Source organism: Acinetobacter sp. 797_lipA (assembly GCF_058243025.1).
Genome location: NZ_JBZAYQ010000001.1, coordinates 2,719,029 through 2,733,758, shown reverse-complemented (window position 1 = coordinate 2,733,758; position 14,730 = coordinate 2,719,029). Strand labels below are relative to the sequence as shown.

13 protein-coding genes are annotated in these 14,730 nt (G+C 43.0%); 7 read left to right on the top strand and 6 right to left on the bottom strand.

The features are described from left to right. Nucleotides 1-56: 56 nt before the first annotated feature. Both AC4CU2_RS13605 and AC4CU2_RS13600 read left to right on the top strand, forming a co-directional pair. On the top strand, nt 57-3,152 hold the full coding sequence (locus tag AC4CU2_RS13605) for a DNA translocase FtsK (RefSeq protein WP_279042835.1): 3,096 nt from the start codon (nt 57-59) through the stop codon (nt 3,150-3,152). Between the two features lie 57 nt (nt 3,153-3,209). Next, nucleotides 3,210-4,115 carry an AEC family transporter gene (locus tag AC4CU2_RS13600; RefSeq protein WP_114837468.1) on the top strand — a complete coding sequence of 302 codons (906 nt, stop codon included), beginning with the start codon at nt 3,210-3,212 and terminating at the stop codon, nt 4,113-4,115. Nucleotides 4,116-4,171: 56 nt separating this feature from the next. On the opposite strand, the gene AC4CU2_RS13595 is transcribed toward AC4CU2_RS13600, so the two are convergent. The 6 genes from AC4CU2_RS13595 to yihG form a co-directional block, all read right to left on the bottom strand. Then, complete coding sequence (locus AC4CU2_RS13595) at nt 4,172-4,459, bottom strand: PA4642 family protein (RefSeq protein WP_004694907.1); 288 nt, start codon at nt 4,457-4,459, stop codon at nt 4,172-4,174. A gap of 121 nt (nt 4,460-4,580) precedes the next feature. Beyond that, a complete protein-coding gene (gene minE / locus AC4CU2_RS13590) occupies nt 4,581-4,853 on the bottom strand; it encodes a cell division topological specificity factor MinE (protein WP_004694905.1) in 273 nt (90 codons plus the stop codon). 2 nt (nt 4,854-4,855) lie between these two features. Further along, a complete protein-coding gene (gene minD / locus AC4CU2_RS13585) occupies nt 4,856-5,668 on the bottom strand; it encodes a septum site-determining protein MinD (protein WP_010326008.1) in 813 nt (270 codons plus the stop codon). Between the two features lie 69 nt (nt 5,669-5,737). Beyond that, entirely contained in the window at nt 5,738-6,469 is a 732-nt protein-coding gene (gene minC, locus AC4CU2_RS13580; RefSeq protein WP_005400167.1) for a septum site-determining protein MinC, read from the bottom strand. Between the two features lie 123 nt (nt 6,470-6,592). Beyond that, nucleotides 6,593-7,642, bottom strand: a complete 1,050-nt coding sequence (locus AC4CU2_RS13575; protein ID WP_039889842.1) for a hypothetical protein — start codon at nt 7,640-7,642, stop codon at nt 6,593-6,595. Nucleotides 7,643-7,652: 10 nt separating this feature from the next. Beyond that, nucleotides 7,653-8,585: a 1-acylglycerol-3-phosphate O-acyltransferase, YihG family gene (gene yihG, locus AC4CU2_RS13570; protein WP_005400165.1), complete on the bottom strand. Its 933-nt coding sequence runs from the start codon at nt 8,583-8,585 to the stop codon at nt 7,653-7,655. 257 nt (nt 8,586-8,842) lie between these two features. On the opposite strand from yihG, the gene AC4CU2_RS13565 reads away from it, so the two are divergent. From AC4CU2_RS13565 to argB, 5 genes are all read left to right on the top strand, one after another. After that, a complete protein-coding gene (locus AC4CU2_RS13565) occupies nt 8,843-9,493 on the top strand; it encodes a YiaD family glycine zipper/OmpA-like lipoprotein (RefSeq protein WP_005400164.1) in 651 nt (216 codons plus the stop codon). A 126-nt stretch (nt 9,494-9,619) separates the two neighbouring features. Next, complete coding sequence (locus tag AC4CU2_RS13560; RefSeq protein WP_004694892.1) at nt 9,620-11,659, top strand: UvrD-helicase domain-containing protein; 2,040 nt, start codon at nt 9,620-9,622, stop codon at nt 11,657-11,659. Nucleotides 11,660-11,702: 43 nt separating this feature from the next. Continuing rightward, entirely contained in the window at nt 11,703-12,155 is a 453-nt protein-coding gene (gene dut / locus AC4CU2_RS13555; protein WP_004694889.1) for a dUTP diphosphatase, read from the top strand. A 196-nt stretch (nt 12,156-12,351) separates the two neighbouring features. Next, the gene (locus tag AC4CU2_RS13550) at nt 12,352-13,779 is read left to right on the top strand and encodes a phosphomannomutase/phosphoglucomutase (RefSeq protein WP_279042824.1); all 1,428 of its coding nucleotides are present in this window, start codon (nt 12,352-12,354) and stop codon (nt 13,777-13,779) included. A 10-nt stretch (nt 13,780-13,789) separates the two neighbouring features. Further along, nucleotides 13,790-14,692 (top strand): acetylglutamate kinase, encoded by a 903-nt coding sequence (gene argB / locus AC4CU2_RS13545; RefSeq protein ID WP_004984290.1) that lies wholly within the window; start codon nt 13,790-13,792, stop codon nt 14,690-14,692. Nucleotides 14,693-14,730: the final 38 nt, after the last annotated feature.

Sequence of the window (14,730 nt, the reverse complement as noted above, 5' to 3'; positions counted from 1 at the left end):
TTTTGCTTTAGGTTTCGAACAAAAACATTAATGAAGAATTTGTTACAGGACAGTATATGACTGAGGTGTCGGGTGCTTATGCACAGCGCTTATTAATGACATTATTTTTAGTCTCGTTTGGCATTTATTTGTTCCTTGCTACCGTGACCTATACCCCATTTGATCCGGGCTGGATGCATATATCAAGTGATACCTTGCAAGTCTCGAATGCCAGTGGCGTTGCTGGGGCGTGGATTGCTGACTTACTGTTCGGTTTTTTAGGCTGGGCAAGTCTACTTATTCCTGTGTTTTTGTTCATTGAAGCCATTCAAGTCTGGTGGCCGCATAGTTTTTTAAACCGCCCATTTCGTTATGCTGCACAATTCTTTATTTTGCTTGCAACCGCCAGCTTACTGTTCTTGTTTTGGAAAGTTCCAGCGGACACTTTAGACAATGCCTCTGGCGGCATTATTGGTTATGAACTGGGACAAAGTTTGTCGCAGATTTTAACCATTTACGGTGCAACCTTATTTTTGGTCGTGTTTACCGTGGTCTTATTGACCTTGGCTTTCGGTATCAAATGGAACCGTACTTTCGCGACCCTCAAAGCAACTCCTGCATATTTACAAGATTTATTTTACCGCAACGTACCTGAAAGCGAGTCTGCCTTTGATCGTACGACGCCAAGCGTCAAAAAAGAAGTGATTGCAACGGCACCGAAAAAGGGTATTGAAGCAACGGAATTGGTCGAGGCGCCAGTAGCCGTGCAAGAGGCATCAGTTAAAGCACCTCAGCGCGACTATTCAGCAGAGCATTTGTTTAATGACATGGTGGCCAAAGAGCAACGTGTTCAAGAACAACAGGTGGATGTGGATGATGAGGTAGAGCTTGAGCGGACTATAGAAAAAGCGCACCAATTAGAACAAGACAGTCAGCGCGTGGTAGCGACAGGGGAAGTGTGGCGTGCATTAAACTCAGGTGAAGATCAACGTCATAAAAATGATATTGATGCTTTACTTCGTGCTGCCGAAGAAGATCGCCCATTTAGCCCAGAACAACATTTTCAAGCAGGGGTTCAAGATCATACAACCCCAATTGCTGATCCTCATTATTTCCAAGACGATGCCCCTGCACAGAAGAAAAATGTCGATTGGGATGATGATGAAATCTTTGACGAGCTGCTTGCTGCCGTACCCAATGGCAAAACAGCAACGGATGTTCACAGCCCCTTCAATACGCCTGAACTGGTATCTCATTTACATGTGGTTGAAGATCCAATTGCGGTGGCTGAGGTTGCAACCTTAAGTGCTGCGGCAAGTCCCGTTGCGTTACAAGCAGCGCCGAGTGGAATTGCAAAAGCACAGCTTGATGAGTTGGATGATTTAGACGAATTCCTTGCTGAGGATTGGTCGGAGCAGAAAGTTGCTGCTTCAGATGTACGCACCAGCAGTAGTTATGCGCAGTCATCTGCTTTTGTACAAGCACCTATTCAGCATCATAATACCGTAAGCACAAGTACTACAGCGGCTGTAGCCAAAGAAGTTTTGTCCAAAGAAGCGTTTATTGAAGCATGGCAGGACACTGCTGGAAAACCGCAAGAAGAAGACGACTTCGATTTTGATGCGCCATTGACGGATGCATCAGGCCGTCCAATGTCTTTGTCCATGCAAGTAGCAGAGCATCGTCGTGATTTATCACCGCTGCCAGGACTGGATTTACTGGATGAAGTTGACCTCAATAAAAAAGTCAATTTCACTGCTGAACAGTTGGCGCGTTTATCTGAATTGCTTGAAATTAAACTACAAGAGTTCAATGTCAAAGCCAAAGTGGTCGAAGCGCAGCCAGGGCCTGTAGTGACTCGTTTTGAGTTGGATTTAGCACCAGGCGTTAAAGCCTCTAAAGTGACCAATATCTCACGAGATCTGGCACGTTCAATGTCCATGGCATCTGTACGTGTGGTTGAAGTTATTCCGGGTAAACCGTATATCGGGATTGAAGTGCCGAATAGCACACGTGAAATGGTACGTTTAATCGAGTTGTTGACCATTCCTGCTTTTACTGATCCGAATAGCATTCTTTCGATGGCAATGGGCAAAGATATTTCAGGTAATCCTGTCATTGCTGACTTAGGTAAAGCGCCGCATATGCTGGTTGCAGGCACCACAGGTTCAGGTAAATCGGTGGCAGTGAACTCGATGATTTTGTCGATGTTGTTGAAATATACGCCGAATGAGTTGCGTTTAATTTTGATTGACCCGAAACAGTTAGAACTTGCTAACTATAACGATATTCCACATTTGCTTACCCCAGTGGTCACGGACATGAAAGATGCAGTCAGTGCTTTGAACTGGTGTGTGAATGAAATGGAACGTCGCTATAAGCTGATGTCTTTCCTAAAAATTCGTAAGCTTGCGGACTATAACCGTAAAGTGGAAGAAGCGATTGCCAATGGCGAAGAGCTGATTGATCCGACTTGGAAAGCCAGTGATTCGGTTGCTGGTGAGCGCGCACCACGTTTGACCCCATTACCATCGATTGTGATTGTGGCGGATGAGTTTGCCGATATGATTATGCAGGTCGGTAAGAAAGCTGAAGAAATGATTACGCGTTTGGCACAAAAGTCACGTGCCGCAGGCATTCACTTGCTACTTGCAACGCAGCGTCCTTCGGTCGATGTAATTACTGGTCTGATTAAAGCCAATATTCCAACACGTGTGGCTTTACGCGTGAACTCAAAAATTGACTCACGCACGATTTTGGATGCTGGTGGGGCGGAAGACTTACTGGGTCATGGTGATATGTTGTTCTTAGGGCCGGGTAAAATTGAACCTGAACGTGTACATGGTGCCTTTATTGCCGATGATGAAGTGAACCGTATCTGCGATGCGTGGCGTGAACGAGGCTCACCAAATTATGTCGATGAAATCTTAACGCCATTTGATGAAGAGCCAAGCTCTCGTGGCTTTGAAGATGGCGATGGCGATCCAAACCGTGATGCACTTTATGACCAGTGCGTATCCTTTGTATTGGAAACACGCAAGGTTTCGGTGTCCTCGCTACAACGTAAGTTTAGTTTAGGCTATAACCGTGCCGCGCGGATTGTCGACCAAATGGAAGAAAACGGGATCGTGAGTGCGCAAGGTGCGAACGGTAAGCGAGAAATTTTAGTTTAAAAAGAAAGCCTGCGGATTGCAGGCTTTTTCTTAATCATTCAGTTTAGGCATCCAGTCATGCAAATTATTGATGCATTAATTCCATTGGTGGTACTCATTGCCATGGGGTATGTATTAAAGCGGTATCGCTTTTTAACGGTAGAATTTTGGCAAGGTGCTGAAAGACTGAATTATTGGATTTTGTTTCCTGTTTTGCTGTTCAGTAGTCTAGCCACCGTTCATTTTAATGTCGGGCAAGTCCTGCCAGCCCTTGCTGTGGTCTTTACTGTGACCTTGCTGATGAGTGTGGTGCTATGGGTATTAAAAGCGGTGTATGGTACGCCTGTGTCGCAATTTGGCGTTTATTTACAGAGTCATATTCGCTTTAATACTTATATTGGTTTGACCAGTATGGCTTTGATTTTTGGCGCTGCAGGGATGCAAGTCTTTGCCATGATTATTGCCTTTGTTATTCCATTGGTGAATGTACTTTCCGTACTTGGTTTTTCTCAAGGGCAGGGACTGTCTTATAAAAATATTGCGTGGTCGGTTGCGAAAAATCCGCTGATTCTGGCTTGTCTGGTCGGGATTATTTTTAATTTTTCAGGTATGCATTTGCTCGAGAGCATGAGCCAATCTTTAAAGCTAGTAGCAGGGATGAGCCTTCCGCTTGGGCTCTTGTGTGTGGGCGCAGCACTCCAGTTTAATGCGTTAAAATATGCTGGCCGAGCGCTAATTCTAAATACCTTTGGGCGTTTAATCTTCGTGCCTATTTTAGCCTATGTAGGCTGTCTTTTATTTGGTTTAGCAACATTTGAAACCATGATTGTGGTGGTATTCTTCTCGCTCCCAACAGCCTCAGCAGCCTATGTCCTAACCAAATATTTTCAAGGGGATAGTCAACTCATGGCGGCAATCATTAGTTTGCAAACTTTGTGTTTCGGTTTGACTTTTCCACTTTGGATGTGGTTTTTACAGACATAAAAAATGCCAGTTCTACCGTACTGAGCTGGCATTTTAAAATTGCTGTTTTTGAAGAGTTAGGCAAATTTAGCCAAGACTTCTAAAAACGGTGCTGCTTGACGTGGATAAGCGGCAATTACGTCATGGATACGTTGACCTTCTGGATTGGTGGCATTAATGTCGCGACCATCCGTTTTAAATTGGGTGAGCAGACGCTCATAATCACTTGGGCGCATGTGTTTAAAGGCATGGTACAACACATGAAAGTCGCCATTCACACCTTCAGGAGGAAGCTGAGTTAAGTAGGCAAATACACGCTCATCTGACCATTCTTCATTGAACGTTGCTGGCTGAGATAATGCCATAGCAATCTCCTTGCTGGTTTAATCATTAAAAAAGGCAAAATATGGGAGACAAAGAAAATACTTTCTTGTGTCTGCGCATATTCTGCCTTGATTCAATTTACTTGACTAATCAAAAATCAGATTAACGTTCTTCAGGCAAATTGATATTCATTTCAAGCATTTCAATATTCGCTTCAGAACGGACAGCCATTTGAATGTGCTGTTCATCTACACCGCGAACATAGCGATTCACCACTTGCATGATTTCTTTCTTCATTTGGTCGATTTTGTCTTGGCTAAGACGTTTACCTAAACCGCTTTCAGACGCTACGATGACTTTCAAACGATCTTTTGCGGTTTGAGCACTAGACGGTTTTTCATCATTACTAAAAAGCTTACTCCAAAATCCTGCCATGTCTACGCTCCAAATAGTCGTGCTAACCAGCCTTTAGGCTTCACCGTAATATGACGGTAAGGACGTTCTTCACCTAAGAAACGTGCCACAAGGTCATCATAGGCTTGGCCTGCTGCTTCTTCAGTAAAGAGAATCACTGGTTTACCTTCGTTAGATGCTTGTAAAACACTCTTACACTCAGGAATCACTCCCAAAGTTGGCACACGTAAAATATCTTTAGAAATGTCGTCAATGGTTAACATTTCTTGTTTATCCGCACGTTCAGGGTTGAAGCGTGTGATACACAAGTGTTTACGAATACGACCTTCATTCATTTCAACTTTTTTGGTTTTGCTGTCGAGCATACCAATAATACGGTCAGAGTCACGTACAGATGAAATTTCAGGGTTGGTCACAATAATCGCTTCATCGGCATGGTACATTGCTAAAATTGCACCGCGTTCGATACCTGCAGGTGAGTCACAAATAATGTAGTCAAACTCTTGTGACAACTCATCCATGACACGTGCTACGCCTTCATCAGTTAAGGCATCTTTATCACGGGTTTGCGACGCAGGTAAAATATATAAATTCTCGATATCTTTATCGCGGATAAGCGCTTGTTGTAATCGAGCTTCGTTATTTAATACATTGACAAAATCATACACAACGCGGCGTTCACAACCCATGATCAAATCAAGGTTACGTAAACCTACGTCAAAATCGATCACAACAGTTTTGTGACCACGTAGGGCTAAACCTGTTGCAAAAGATGCGCTTGTCGTAGTTTTGCCTACGCCACCTTTGCCTGATGTTACGACAACAATTTTCGCCACCGAATCCACTCCTGTTATGGTTTAAATCCCCTTATTTATCATTTGGGGCTTTTGGTGTTTATTTATACATTAAAATTCAAGCGCTTCAAATACAAGCTCTTGTTGATCATTTAAGTAAATATGTGTTGGGCGTTTTAAATGCTGCGCTGGAATATCATCTGCAACACAATAGGTCCCTGCAATTGAAACCAATTCGGCTTCTAAAGCATGACAGAAGATGCGTGCAGCGCTGTTTCCGCCCGCGCCGGCAATGACTCTACCACGAGCACTACCATAAATATGTATATTTCCTGAAGCAATCACTTCCGAGCCACTGTTAATCCCTGCGGTAATAATGATATCGCCTTGATTTTGCACCAAGCACTGACCCGTACGTAAAATTTCGTCATGGTATGAAGTCGCATGGCGAATAACAGGTGCTACCGCAACTGGCGTATTGGTAGAAGCTGTCGCAGCAGGAGCAGGGGCTTCAACCACTTGCTCTTTGGTTGCTTTGACTTCTTGAAGTTGCGAGCTAATACCATGACCTTGCGCGGGAATCACAGGGAACTGAATGGCACGGGCTTGTTCAGCCAAAATTCCTTCTTGTACTGCCATTGGCTGTACATCCAGATCCAGTAATAATTGAATCAAGGAAATTAACTCTTGCTCAACGCTACTTTCCAGAACAACTAATGCTCCAGCAGTCGATGCATTTTGTAATGTTTTACTTAATTGCTGTCGGATTGCATCATGATCATTGGTGTCAAGGGTAATGCGAATCGCATTGACCATTCTGCCAGTTATCCGGATATCAGCCATAATTTTTCCTTAAGACTTCTCAGATTTATTTTTTACTAAAGAAGTGATGTTGTAAATAGAGCAAATCCTAGAACAAAATGAAGGATTGCACTAGCTGCGTTTGTAATATTTTTACCTTAATGCTTATTCTTTGGCTTGATCATCTTTTTCAAGCTCTTCTAACCACTGTTTCACCTTAACTTGCTTGCGAATGGCATCCAAACTTTCATAGACCACAGACTCAACCAACTGTTCCAAAGACTGATTATCGATTTTTAAATCACTGACTTTTTCAGCTATCAAGCGATAGGTGGCATTGGGCTGTGCAGGATTTCCCACCACCATTGGTTCCAGTAAACCTTGTGTGATGTTTTCACCGAGTCGTTGTCCGATACTTTGAATTTGTTGCTCAATTCTTCCACCCACAATTGGGATTAAACGCAGTAATTGGGTGAGTTCAGGGGTATCTTCAATCGCACGATTCACAATCAGGCCGACATTTTGAGCAATAAAATATTGACGTTGTTTCAGTTCAGTGGCGAGAGATTCTTGTAAAATTTCAGCCAATGCTTGTGCAAATAAAGTCCGATGATGATCGACCAGGTCATGGATAATTTTTTTATGGGTCGAACTGGTATTTAATTCGTGCTTCACCCCATCCAATACAGTAATCACGACGCGGTCAGAGAGCTCTTCCATCACCACGCGGTAGTAAAATTTGGCCTTGGCTTGTACCGACTCAGGAATCACGTTATAGCCCAACTCATGCAGGCGAAAAGCAATCACCCCCGCACGAAATAATCTTAAAAAACGTAAATGAGGAATAATGGCTAAAATTTCGTACCAATGAATGAAGGGAAAGAAAAACCAGCGACGATGGTGTCGATACACGATGGCAATGCCCCAACGCACCAATAATTCAGTAATCAAGAACAGAATAAACCAAGCTTCTGTGGTGATGACCCACGGATGCAAATGCTCACGATAGAAGCTTAAGACACTTTCTAGGTGAATGGCATGGAAAAACCATCCACCGATATTGCTCATGATAAAAAAATTAGCACACAAACAAAACAAGTTAAAAATGATGAGAAACACCATAAAAATGTCATAGATCAAAAACAGTTTGAAATACAAACTTTGTGGATCAACCTGATGATATTTAGACTTTTTGACTTGGTTATTCTGCATCATGCATAGACCCTTACTGGGTTAAATTGGACGTTGAGTATTTGGCTTTCATTTTTTCAATCAATTGGTCTTTTTCAGTCCAAAGTTGATCGACCCACTGTTGGAATTGTTCACGAAAGTCTGCATCGTCTTCATAGTTTCCAGCGAGTACCCATGCAGGAATATCAAGCTTACGCAAATTAACCGCAATCCGTGGGACTTCTCCGAGCCAAAATTCGCTATAGCCAGGTGCGCCGTCGGGATAGACAATGGTCATATCTACCAAGGCATCAATGTTATTACCTAAAATACTTAAGGCCAAGGCTAAGCCACCCGCTTTCGGTTTAAGTAAATTTTGATAAGGCGATTGCTGCTGTGCATGTTTTTCTGGAGTAAAACGCGTGCCTTCCAAATAGTTTAACAGGGTGAATGGTTGGCTAAGCAGTTGTTCACAAGACTTGCGTGCCTCTTCCATATCGCGTGTTTTCAACGCAGGATTTTTTGCAATTTGTTCTTTACTATGCCTCTTCATCATCGGGAAGCCTAGAATTTTAAAAGCTTGGCCGACAAATGGAATAAAAATAAGTTCCCACTTGGTAAAAAAGCGGGTGAGGGGCATACGGGTTAAACCAAAATATTGGTTAACCGTGGTGTCGACCCAACTTTGATGGTTGCAAGTCATCAGGTAACGACCCTGCATACTTAGCTCAAGATCATCATCGACAGAAATGTCCCATTTCGTGTTGGGTAGGACATGATCGATTAAATAATTGTTCACAGCCAACCAGCTGTTGGTGATTTGAATATTGGTCTCATCCACTTTTTTTGATTTTTTAAACAGTTTGGTCAGGCCGAGTGCCAGCACTGGCGGACCATGAAAAAAAGTACTGCCTGTAATGACTGAACCAACAGTTAAACCACGTGTGATTTTTTTTAATAAAGGTTGTTTTTGGTTTGGTGATGACATAAAAATAAACCCTAAAATATAATGCGTTTCGCAACTCGTTCTATTTTCTAAAGGTCAATATAGTACGGGATGATCAAATAGAAAAGCACCAAACATTAACTGTGTAGAAATTGTGACGAAGAAAGCCTTGAAAAGGAAATTTTTTATTACATATTGTAAATAAAAGCTTTATTATTAACAAAAAATCAATGGTCTAGATCATCGTTTTACGACAATATTCGTTCTATAAACAAAACACACAAAGAAGGAGGCATGCGATGCGTGCACTAGCAATTTCCGCAGTCGTTGGGGCAATGGTTCTTACAGGTTGTCAAAGCACTGGTAATAACATTGGTGGTGTAGAATACGATAAAGCTGCTTTAGGAACCTTAATTGGTGCTGCTGCGGGTTATGGTATTTCTAAAGGGAACGCAAATACTAGCCGTCAAAACAACCGTGCTGCAGCGATTGGCGCAGTTGTCGGTGGTGCAACTGGTGTTTACCTTGACAACAAAGAGAAGAAACTTCGTCAACAAATGGCGGGTACTGGTGTAGAAGTTAACCGTAATCCAGATGGTTCTGTAGGCTTAATCATGCCGGGCAACATTACTTTTGATACCAACAAATCAAACATCAAGCCGAACTTCTATTCAACTTTAAACAAAGTTGCGCAAACCTTAACTGAAGATAACAAGAGCGGTATTCTTGTAACAGGTTATACAGACAGTACAGGTAATGATTCAATCAACATTCCTCTGTCTCAAGCGCGTGCGCAATCTGTAGCAAGCTACTTGGCATCTCAAGGTGTTTCTACAACACGTATTAATGCACAAGGTCAAGGTTCAGCAAACCCAATCGCGTCTAACGCGACTGCTGAAGGCCGTGAGCAAAACCGTCGTGTAGAAATCAGCATCTACGCAATTCAATAATTTTTATTGAAGACTGAAAAACCACCTTCGGGTGGTTTTTTTATGACTGTTAAAATATGAATTTGCATTATGCATCTGTAGCGGAGATGACTATAATCGAGCTCGGAATGAAATAGAGGAAAGACTATGTCACTGGCAAGTCAATTAAACGACAAGCAACTTGAAGCCATGAAATACACTCAAGGACCCTTGTTAGTACTTGCAGGGGCTGGTTCAGGTAAAACTTCGGTGATTACCCGTAAGATTGCCTACTTGGTGAAACACTGCGGCATTCCTGCTTATCGTATTACCGCGATGACGTTTACCAACAAAGCAGCACGTGAAATGAAAGAACGTGTCACCAAGCTGCTGTCACGTGAAGAGGCAAAAGGGCTTTCAGTCTCGACCTTCCACACCTTTGGCCTAAACATGTTGCGTTTAGAGCTGAAACACACGCCATTAAAAAATAATTTTTCTATTTTAGATGCAGACGACTGTAAGCGTATTTTGATGGACTTGATGCACCGTGACAATTTATCGGGTGCGGAAAGTAAAGAACTGATTGCCAAAGCCATGAAGATGATTTCAGATTGGAAAAACGATCTGATTCCACCTGAGCAAGCACACACCACCTGTGAAACCGCAGAAGATGTTCAGTTTGCGCACTTGTATCAACTGTATGAGCGTAATTTACGTGCCTATAATGCGGTCGATTTTGATGATCTGATTGTGATGCCGACGCGTCTTTTACAAGAAAATGCTGAAGTACGTGAGCGCTGGCAAAACCGTATTCGCTATTTATTGGTCGATGAGTATCAAGACACCAACACCGCACAGTATATTTTAGTGAAATTGCTGGTTGGGGTGATGGGACAGTTCACTGCGGTGGGGGATGATGACCAATCGATCTACGCATGGCGTGGTGCCAAGCCTGAAAACATGGCTTTGCTCAATGAAGATTTTCACAATTTAAAAGTAATTAAGCTCGAACAGAACTATCGTTCGACCAGTCGTATTTTAAAAGCGGCCAATACTGTGATTGGTAACAACCCGCATATTTTTGATAAAAAACTGTGGTCAGATAAAGGTCATGGTGAAGTAATTCGAGTGATTACGTGTCGCAATGATGACGATGAGTCAGAGCGCGTAGTGAAAGATTTAATTACGCATAAACTGATGAATGGTAAAAATTGGAAAGATTACGCCATTTTGTATCGAGGTAATTTCCAAGCACGTGCACTGGAAACACAACTGCGTCAAATGCAGATTCCGTATAAATTATCGGGTGGTCAGTCGTTCTTCGGACGGGCTGAAATCAAAGATGTGATGAGCTATTTGCGCGTCATTATTAACCCTGAAGATGACAGTGCATTTTTACGGATCATCAATACACCTAAACGTGCTATTGGGCCTGTGACTTTAGAAAAGCTGGGGCTGTTTGCACAAGAAAATCATTTGTCTTTGCTTTCAGCAGCGGGTGATCAGCGTCTCACTATGGTAATTCCTAAAAAAGCCACCACGCAGTTGGCGGAGTTTGCAGACTTCATTACCACCTTTACCCGTGAGTTGCTTGAGGATGATGAACCTGTACCGATTATTCGCAAGATGATGGTTGAAGCGGGTTATATCGACTATGTCAAAGAGTCTGCGGCGACGCCTGCGCAAGAAAAAACCAAGCTAGATAATATTGAAGTGCTGTATAGCAGTATTCAAAGTTTGATTAACCGTGCTGAAGATGTTGATGAGAAAAACATTGAAAGTGTAATTCGTAAAATGGTGTTGCTAGATATGTTAGAGCAGCAGCAAGAAGAAGAAGACACTGACAAAGTAAACTTGTTGACGCTGCATGCATCTAAAGGTCTAGAGTTTCCATATGTCTATCTGATTGGTCTTGAGGAAGAGTTACTGCCGCACAAAAACTCGATTGCTGCAGATACGGTTGAGGAAGAGCGTCGCCTGATGTACGTGGGCATCACCCGTGCGCGTCAGGGTTTAACCATCACGCTTGCAGAACAACGTAAGGCGGGCGGTCAAATGAAGCAAATGACACCAAGTCGCTTCTTGGATGAGTTGCCGCAAGATGAGTTGGAATGGTTGGGGCGTAAAAAGAAACTGGCGGGCAATGTCGATCCGAAATTACAAGCGCAACACTATTTGGACAATTTACGTGCGTTGATTAAGCGCTAAATATTTTTTTGTTTTAGAAATTTATTGTACTAGGAAAAAGAGAATGAAAGTTCAGGTTAAAGTGTTGGATTCACGTTTAGGCAATGAATGGCCAATGCCAACCTATGCGACAACGGGTTCAGCAGGCTTAGACCTTCGTGCATGTGTTGATGCTGCGACCGTCATTGAACCGGGACAAACTGTTTTGGTCAAAACGGGTTTATCTATTTATATTGAAGATCCACACTTTGCAGGTTTAATTTTACCGCGTTCAGGCCTAGGTCATAAGCACGGCATTGTTTTAGGTAACTTGGTGGGATTAATTGATTCGGACTATCAAGGTGAATTGATGGTGTCAGTTTGGAACCGTAGCCAAACAGCTTTCAGTTTAGAACCGGGTGAACGTCTTGCACAGTATGTACTTGTACCTGTGATTCAAGCCCAGTTCGATATTGTGAATGAATTTGAAGCAACAGAACGTGGTGCAGGTGGTTTCGGACATACTGGTCAAAACTAATCTCTCAGTGATAAAGTAAAACAACAAAGCCTCTCCATAAAAGAGGCTTTGTTGTTTTAATGCTGAATGATCATTTTTAGTTCATAAAAAGTTACAACTCTTTTTTGAATCCTTAGTAAAATTAAACCCAGCGTTAAGCATAACAACAAGGACAGCTGAAAGAGCTGTTGATCTGAATAAATTAGAAGTTAGACCTATGGATTTTCAGCCAAAATTTCCTGCACATATATTTCGTGCCTATGACATCCGTGGCAAATTGGATGTTATGAGTGCTGAGCTGATTCGTGCCATTGCACAAGCGCTCGCAACTCAATATTTAAAGACTGGGCAGACACGTTTAGCCATTGGTTATGATGCTAGACAAAGCAGTCCTGCTTTTGCAGAAATTATTTACAAAGAATGTCTTAAACAGGGCTTAGATGCGCAAATCATCGGATGTTGTGCTAGTCCTGTGTTGTATTACACGGCACGTCAGTTTGATGGCAACGGCATTATGGTGACAGCCAGCCACAATCCGAAGTCGGATAATGGGATCAAATGGATTATGCAGGGTGAGCCTCCTTTACCTGAGGCAATCCAGCAGGTGGCACGCGATGCAAATGAATATTTTGACAGCCATGCAGAGATGAACTGGCAAACGTTGCCACATCAGATCGTGCCTGAATATTGTCTGGCTTATCAGGCGGCATTGCTCAATGATATACAGCTCATGCCTCAACCGCGACCCTATAAAGTTGTGGTGGATGGTTTATACGGTTCGGCGGGACGCTGCGCCGTCTTGGTCTTAAAGGAACTCGGCTGTGAGGTACATGCTTTACGCTGTGAGGCCAATGGTGAATTTCCTGAACATGCCCCCGATCCCTCTCAAGCCAAACATCTATATCTGCTACGAAACGCCGTGCAACAGCAGCATGCTGATATCGGTATTGCCTTTGATGGTGATGGTGATCGTGTTGTATTGATTGATGAAATGGGCGTAATCATTTCAGCAGACCGTTTATTGTCCTTGTTTGCGCACATGTGTTTGGCCGATCATCCAGAACATGAAGTGGTTTTTGATGTGAAATGTTCCACCATGGTTCGAAATACAGTACTGGCCCATCAGGGTATTCCAAAAATGATTCGTACAGGCAGTTCTTTTTTGCGGAAATATTTGGCGCAATCTAAAGGACATGCGGTTTTTGGCGGTGAATATGCAGGGCATTATGTGTTTAATGATGGTCGTGGTTTTGGTTATGACGATGGTTTATATGCCGCACTACGTGTGTTGGAATACTTAAGCTTGAAGCAATGCACTTTGTCGGAAGCACTGGCAGACTACCCAGAGCGTGCCAGTACAGAAGATATTTATATCAGCACCCATCAGATTTCACCCGCGCTGGTTTTAGCGAATGTGGAAAAACAAAGTCAGCACTTTCAAGCGGAAATGAGTAAAATTGATGGCGTAAGACTTGATTTTGAGGATGGATTTGGCATTATTCGAGCATCGAATACGGGCGAGTATTTTACTGTGCGTTTCGACGCGGACAGTGATCAGCGGCTCCATCAAATTCGCCATAACTTTGTGCACATGCTGACGGCAGATTATCCGCAGATTGCACAAGACCTATTAGACGCCCATTAAGGAGAGGCACATGCCACATCAACATACTGGCCTCGACAAAGCACAAGTCCTGACTGAAGCTTTGCCGTACATTCAACGTTTTGCTGGAAAAACGCTAGTAGTGAAATATGGTGGCAATGCAATGACCGATCCTGAGCTTGAGAGCTCGTTTGCACGTGACATCGTTTTGTTAAAAACCGTCGGTTTAAACCCAATCGTGGTGCATGGTGGCGGTCCACAAGTGGACTCGTTTTTAAAGCAGTTGGGGCGTGAGTCTGACCGTATTGATGGCATGCGAGTGACCGATCCAGCGACCATGGAAGTGGTTGAAATGGTGTTGGGCGGTAGTGTGAATAAATCTATCGTGAACTTGATTAATCAACATGGTGGTCGTGCCATTGGTTTAACGGGTAAAGATGGTAATTTACTGCGTGCACAAAAGTTACTGATGGAAAAAACTGCGGAAGATGGCACGGTACAAAAAATTGATCTAGGCCTAGTGGGCGAAGTGACCAGTGTTAAAACTGATGTATTGGAAATGTTTACCAGTGGTGATTTTATTCCTGTGATTGCACCTTTAGGTGTGGATGAAGAGGGCAATACCTACAACATCAACGCGGATTTGGTGGCTGGAAAAGTGGCTGAAGCCTTAGGTGCTGAAAAGCTGATTTTGTTGACCAATATTTCAGGTGTTTTAGATGAAAATAAAAACCTGCTCACTGGTCTAACCACTCAAGAAGTTGACCGTCTCATTGAAACGGGTGTGATTTACGGCGGTATGATTCCGAAAGTGGGTTGTGCTCTAGATGCGGTGAAAGGTGGTGTGGTGAGTGCACATATTGTGGATGGCCGTGTGCCACATGCAACGCTGTTGGAGATTTTCACCGATCATGGTGTCGGTACACTAATTACCAATCGCAGTAATAAACACTAAATATTTTGAAAAGCCTCCTCGGAGGCTTTTTTTAGGCC

Bases quoted from the DNA above. Each gene is read 5' to 3' on its own strand.
- AC4CU2_RS13550 (WP_279042824.1), top strand. From the start codon at position 12,352: ATGGATTTTCAGCCAAAATTTCCTGCACATATATTTCGTGCCTATGAC.
- AC4CU2_RS13575 (WP_039889842.1), bottom strand. From the start codon at position 7,642: ATGATGCAGAATAACCAAGTCAAAAAGTCTAAATATCATCAGGTTGAT.
- argB (WP_004984290.1), top strand. From the start codon at position 13,790: ATGCCACATCAACATACTGGCCTCGACAAAGCACAAGTCCTGACTGAA.
- AC4CU2_RS13595 (WP_004694907.1), bottom strand. From the start codon at position 4,459: ATGGCATTATCTCAGCCAGCAACGTTCAATGAAGAATGGTCAGATGAG.
- minC (WP_005400167.1), bottom strand. From the start codon at position 6,469: ATGGCTGATATCCGGATAACTGGCAGAATGGTCAATGCGATTCGCATT.
- yihG (WP_005400165.1), bottom strand. From the start codon at position 8,585: ATGTCATCACCAAACCAAAAACAACCTTTATTAAAAAAAATCACACGT.
- AC4CU2_RS13560 (WP_004694892.1), top strand. From the start codon at position 9,620: ATGTCACTGGCAAGTCAATTAAACGACAAGCAACTTGAAGCCATGAAA.
- minE (WP_004694905.1), bottom strand. From the start codon at position 4,853: ATGGCAGGATTTTGGAGTAAGCTTTTTAGTAATGATGAAAAACCGTCT.
- AC4CU2_RS13605 (WP_279042835.1), top strand. From the start codon at position 57: ATGACTGAGGTGTCGGGTGCTTATGCACAGCGCTTATTAATGACATTA.
- AC4CU2_RS13565 (WP_005400164.1), top strand. From the start codon at position 8,843: ATGCGTGCACTAGCAATTTCCGCAGTCGTTGGGGCAATGGTTCTTACA.
- AC4CU2_RS13600 (WP_114837468.1), top strand. From the start codon at position 3,210: ATGCAAATTATTGATGCATTAATTCCATTGGTGGTACTCATTGCCATG.
- dut (WP_004694889.1), top strand. From the start codon at position 11,703: ATGAAAGTTCAGGTTAAAGTGTTGGATTCACGTTTAGGCAATGAATGG.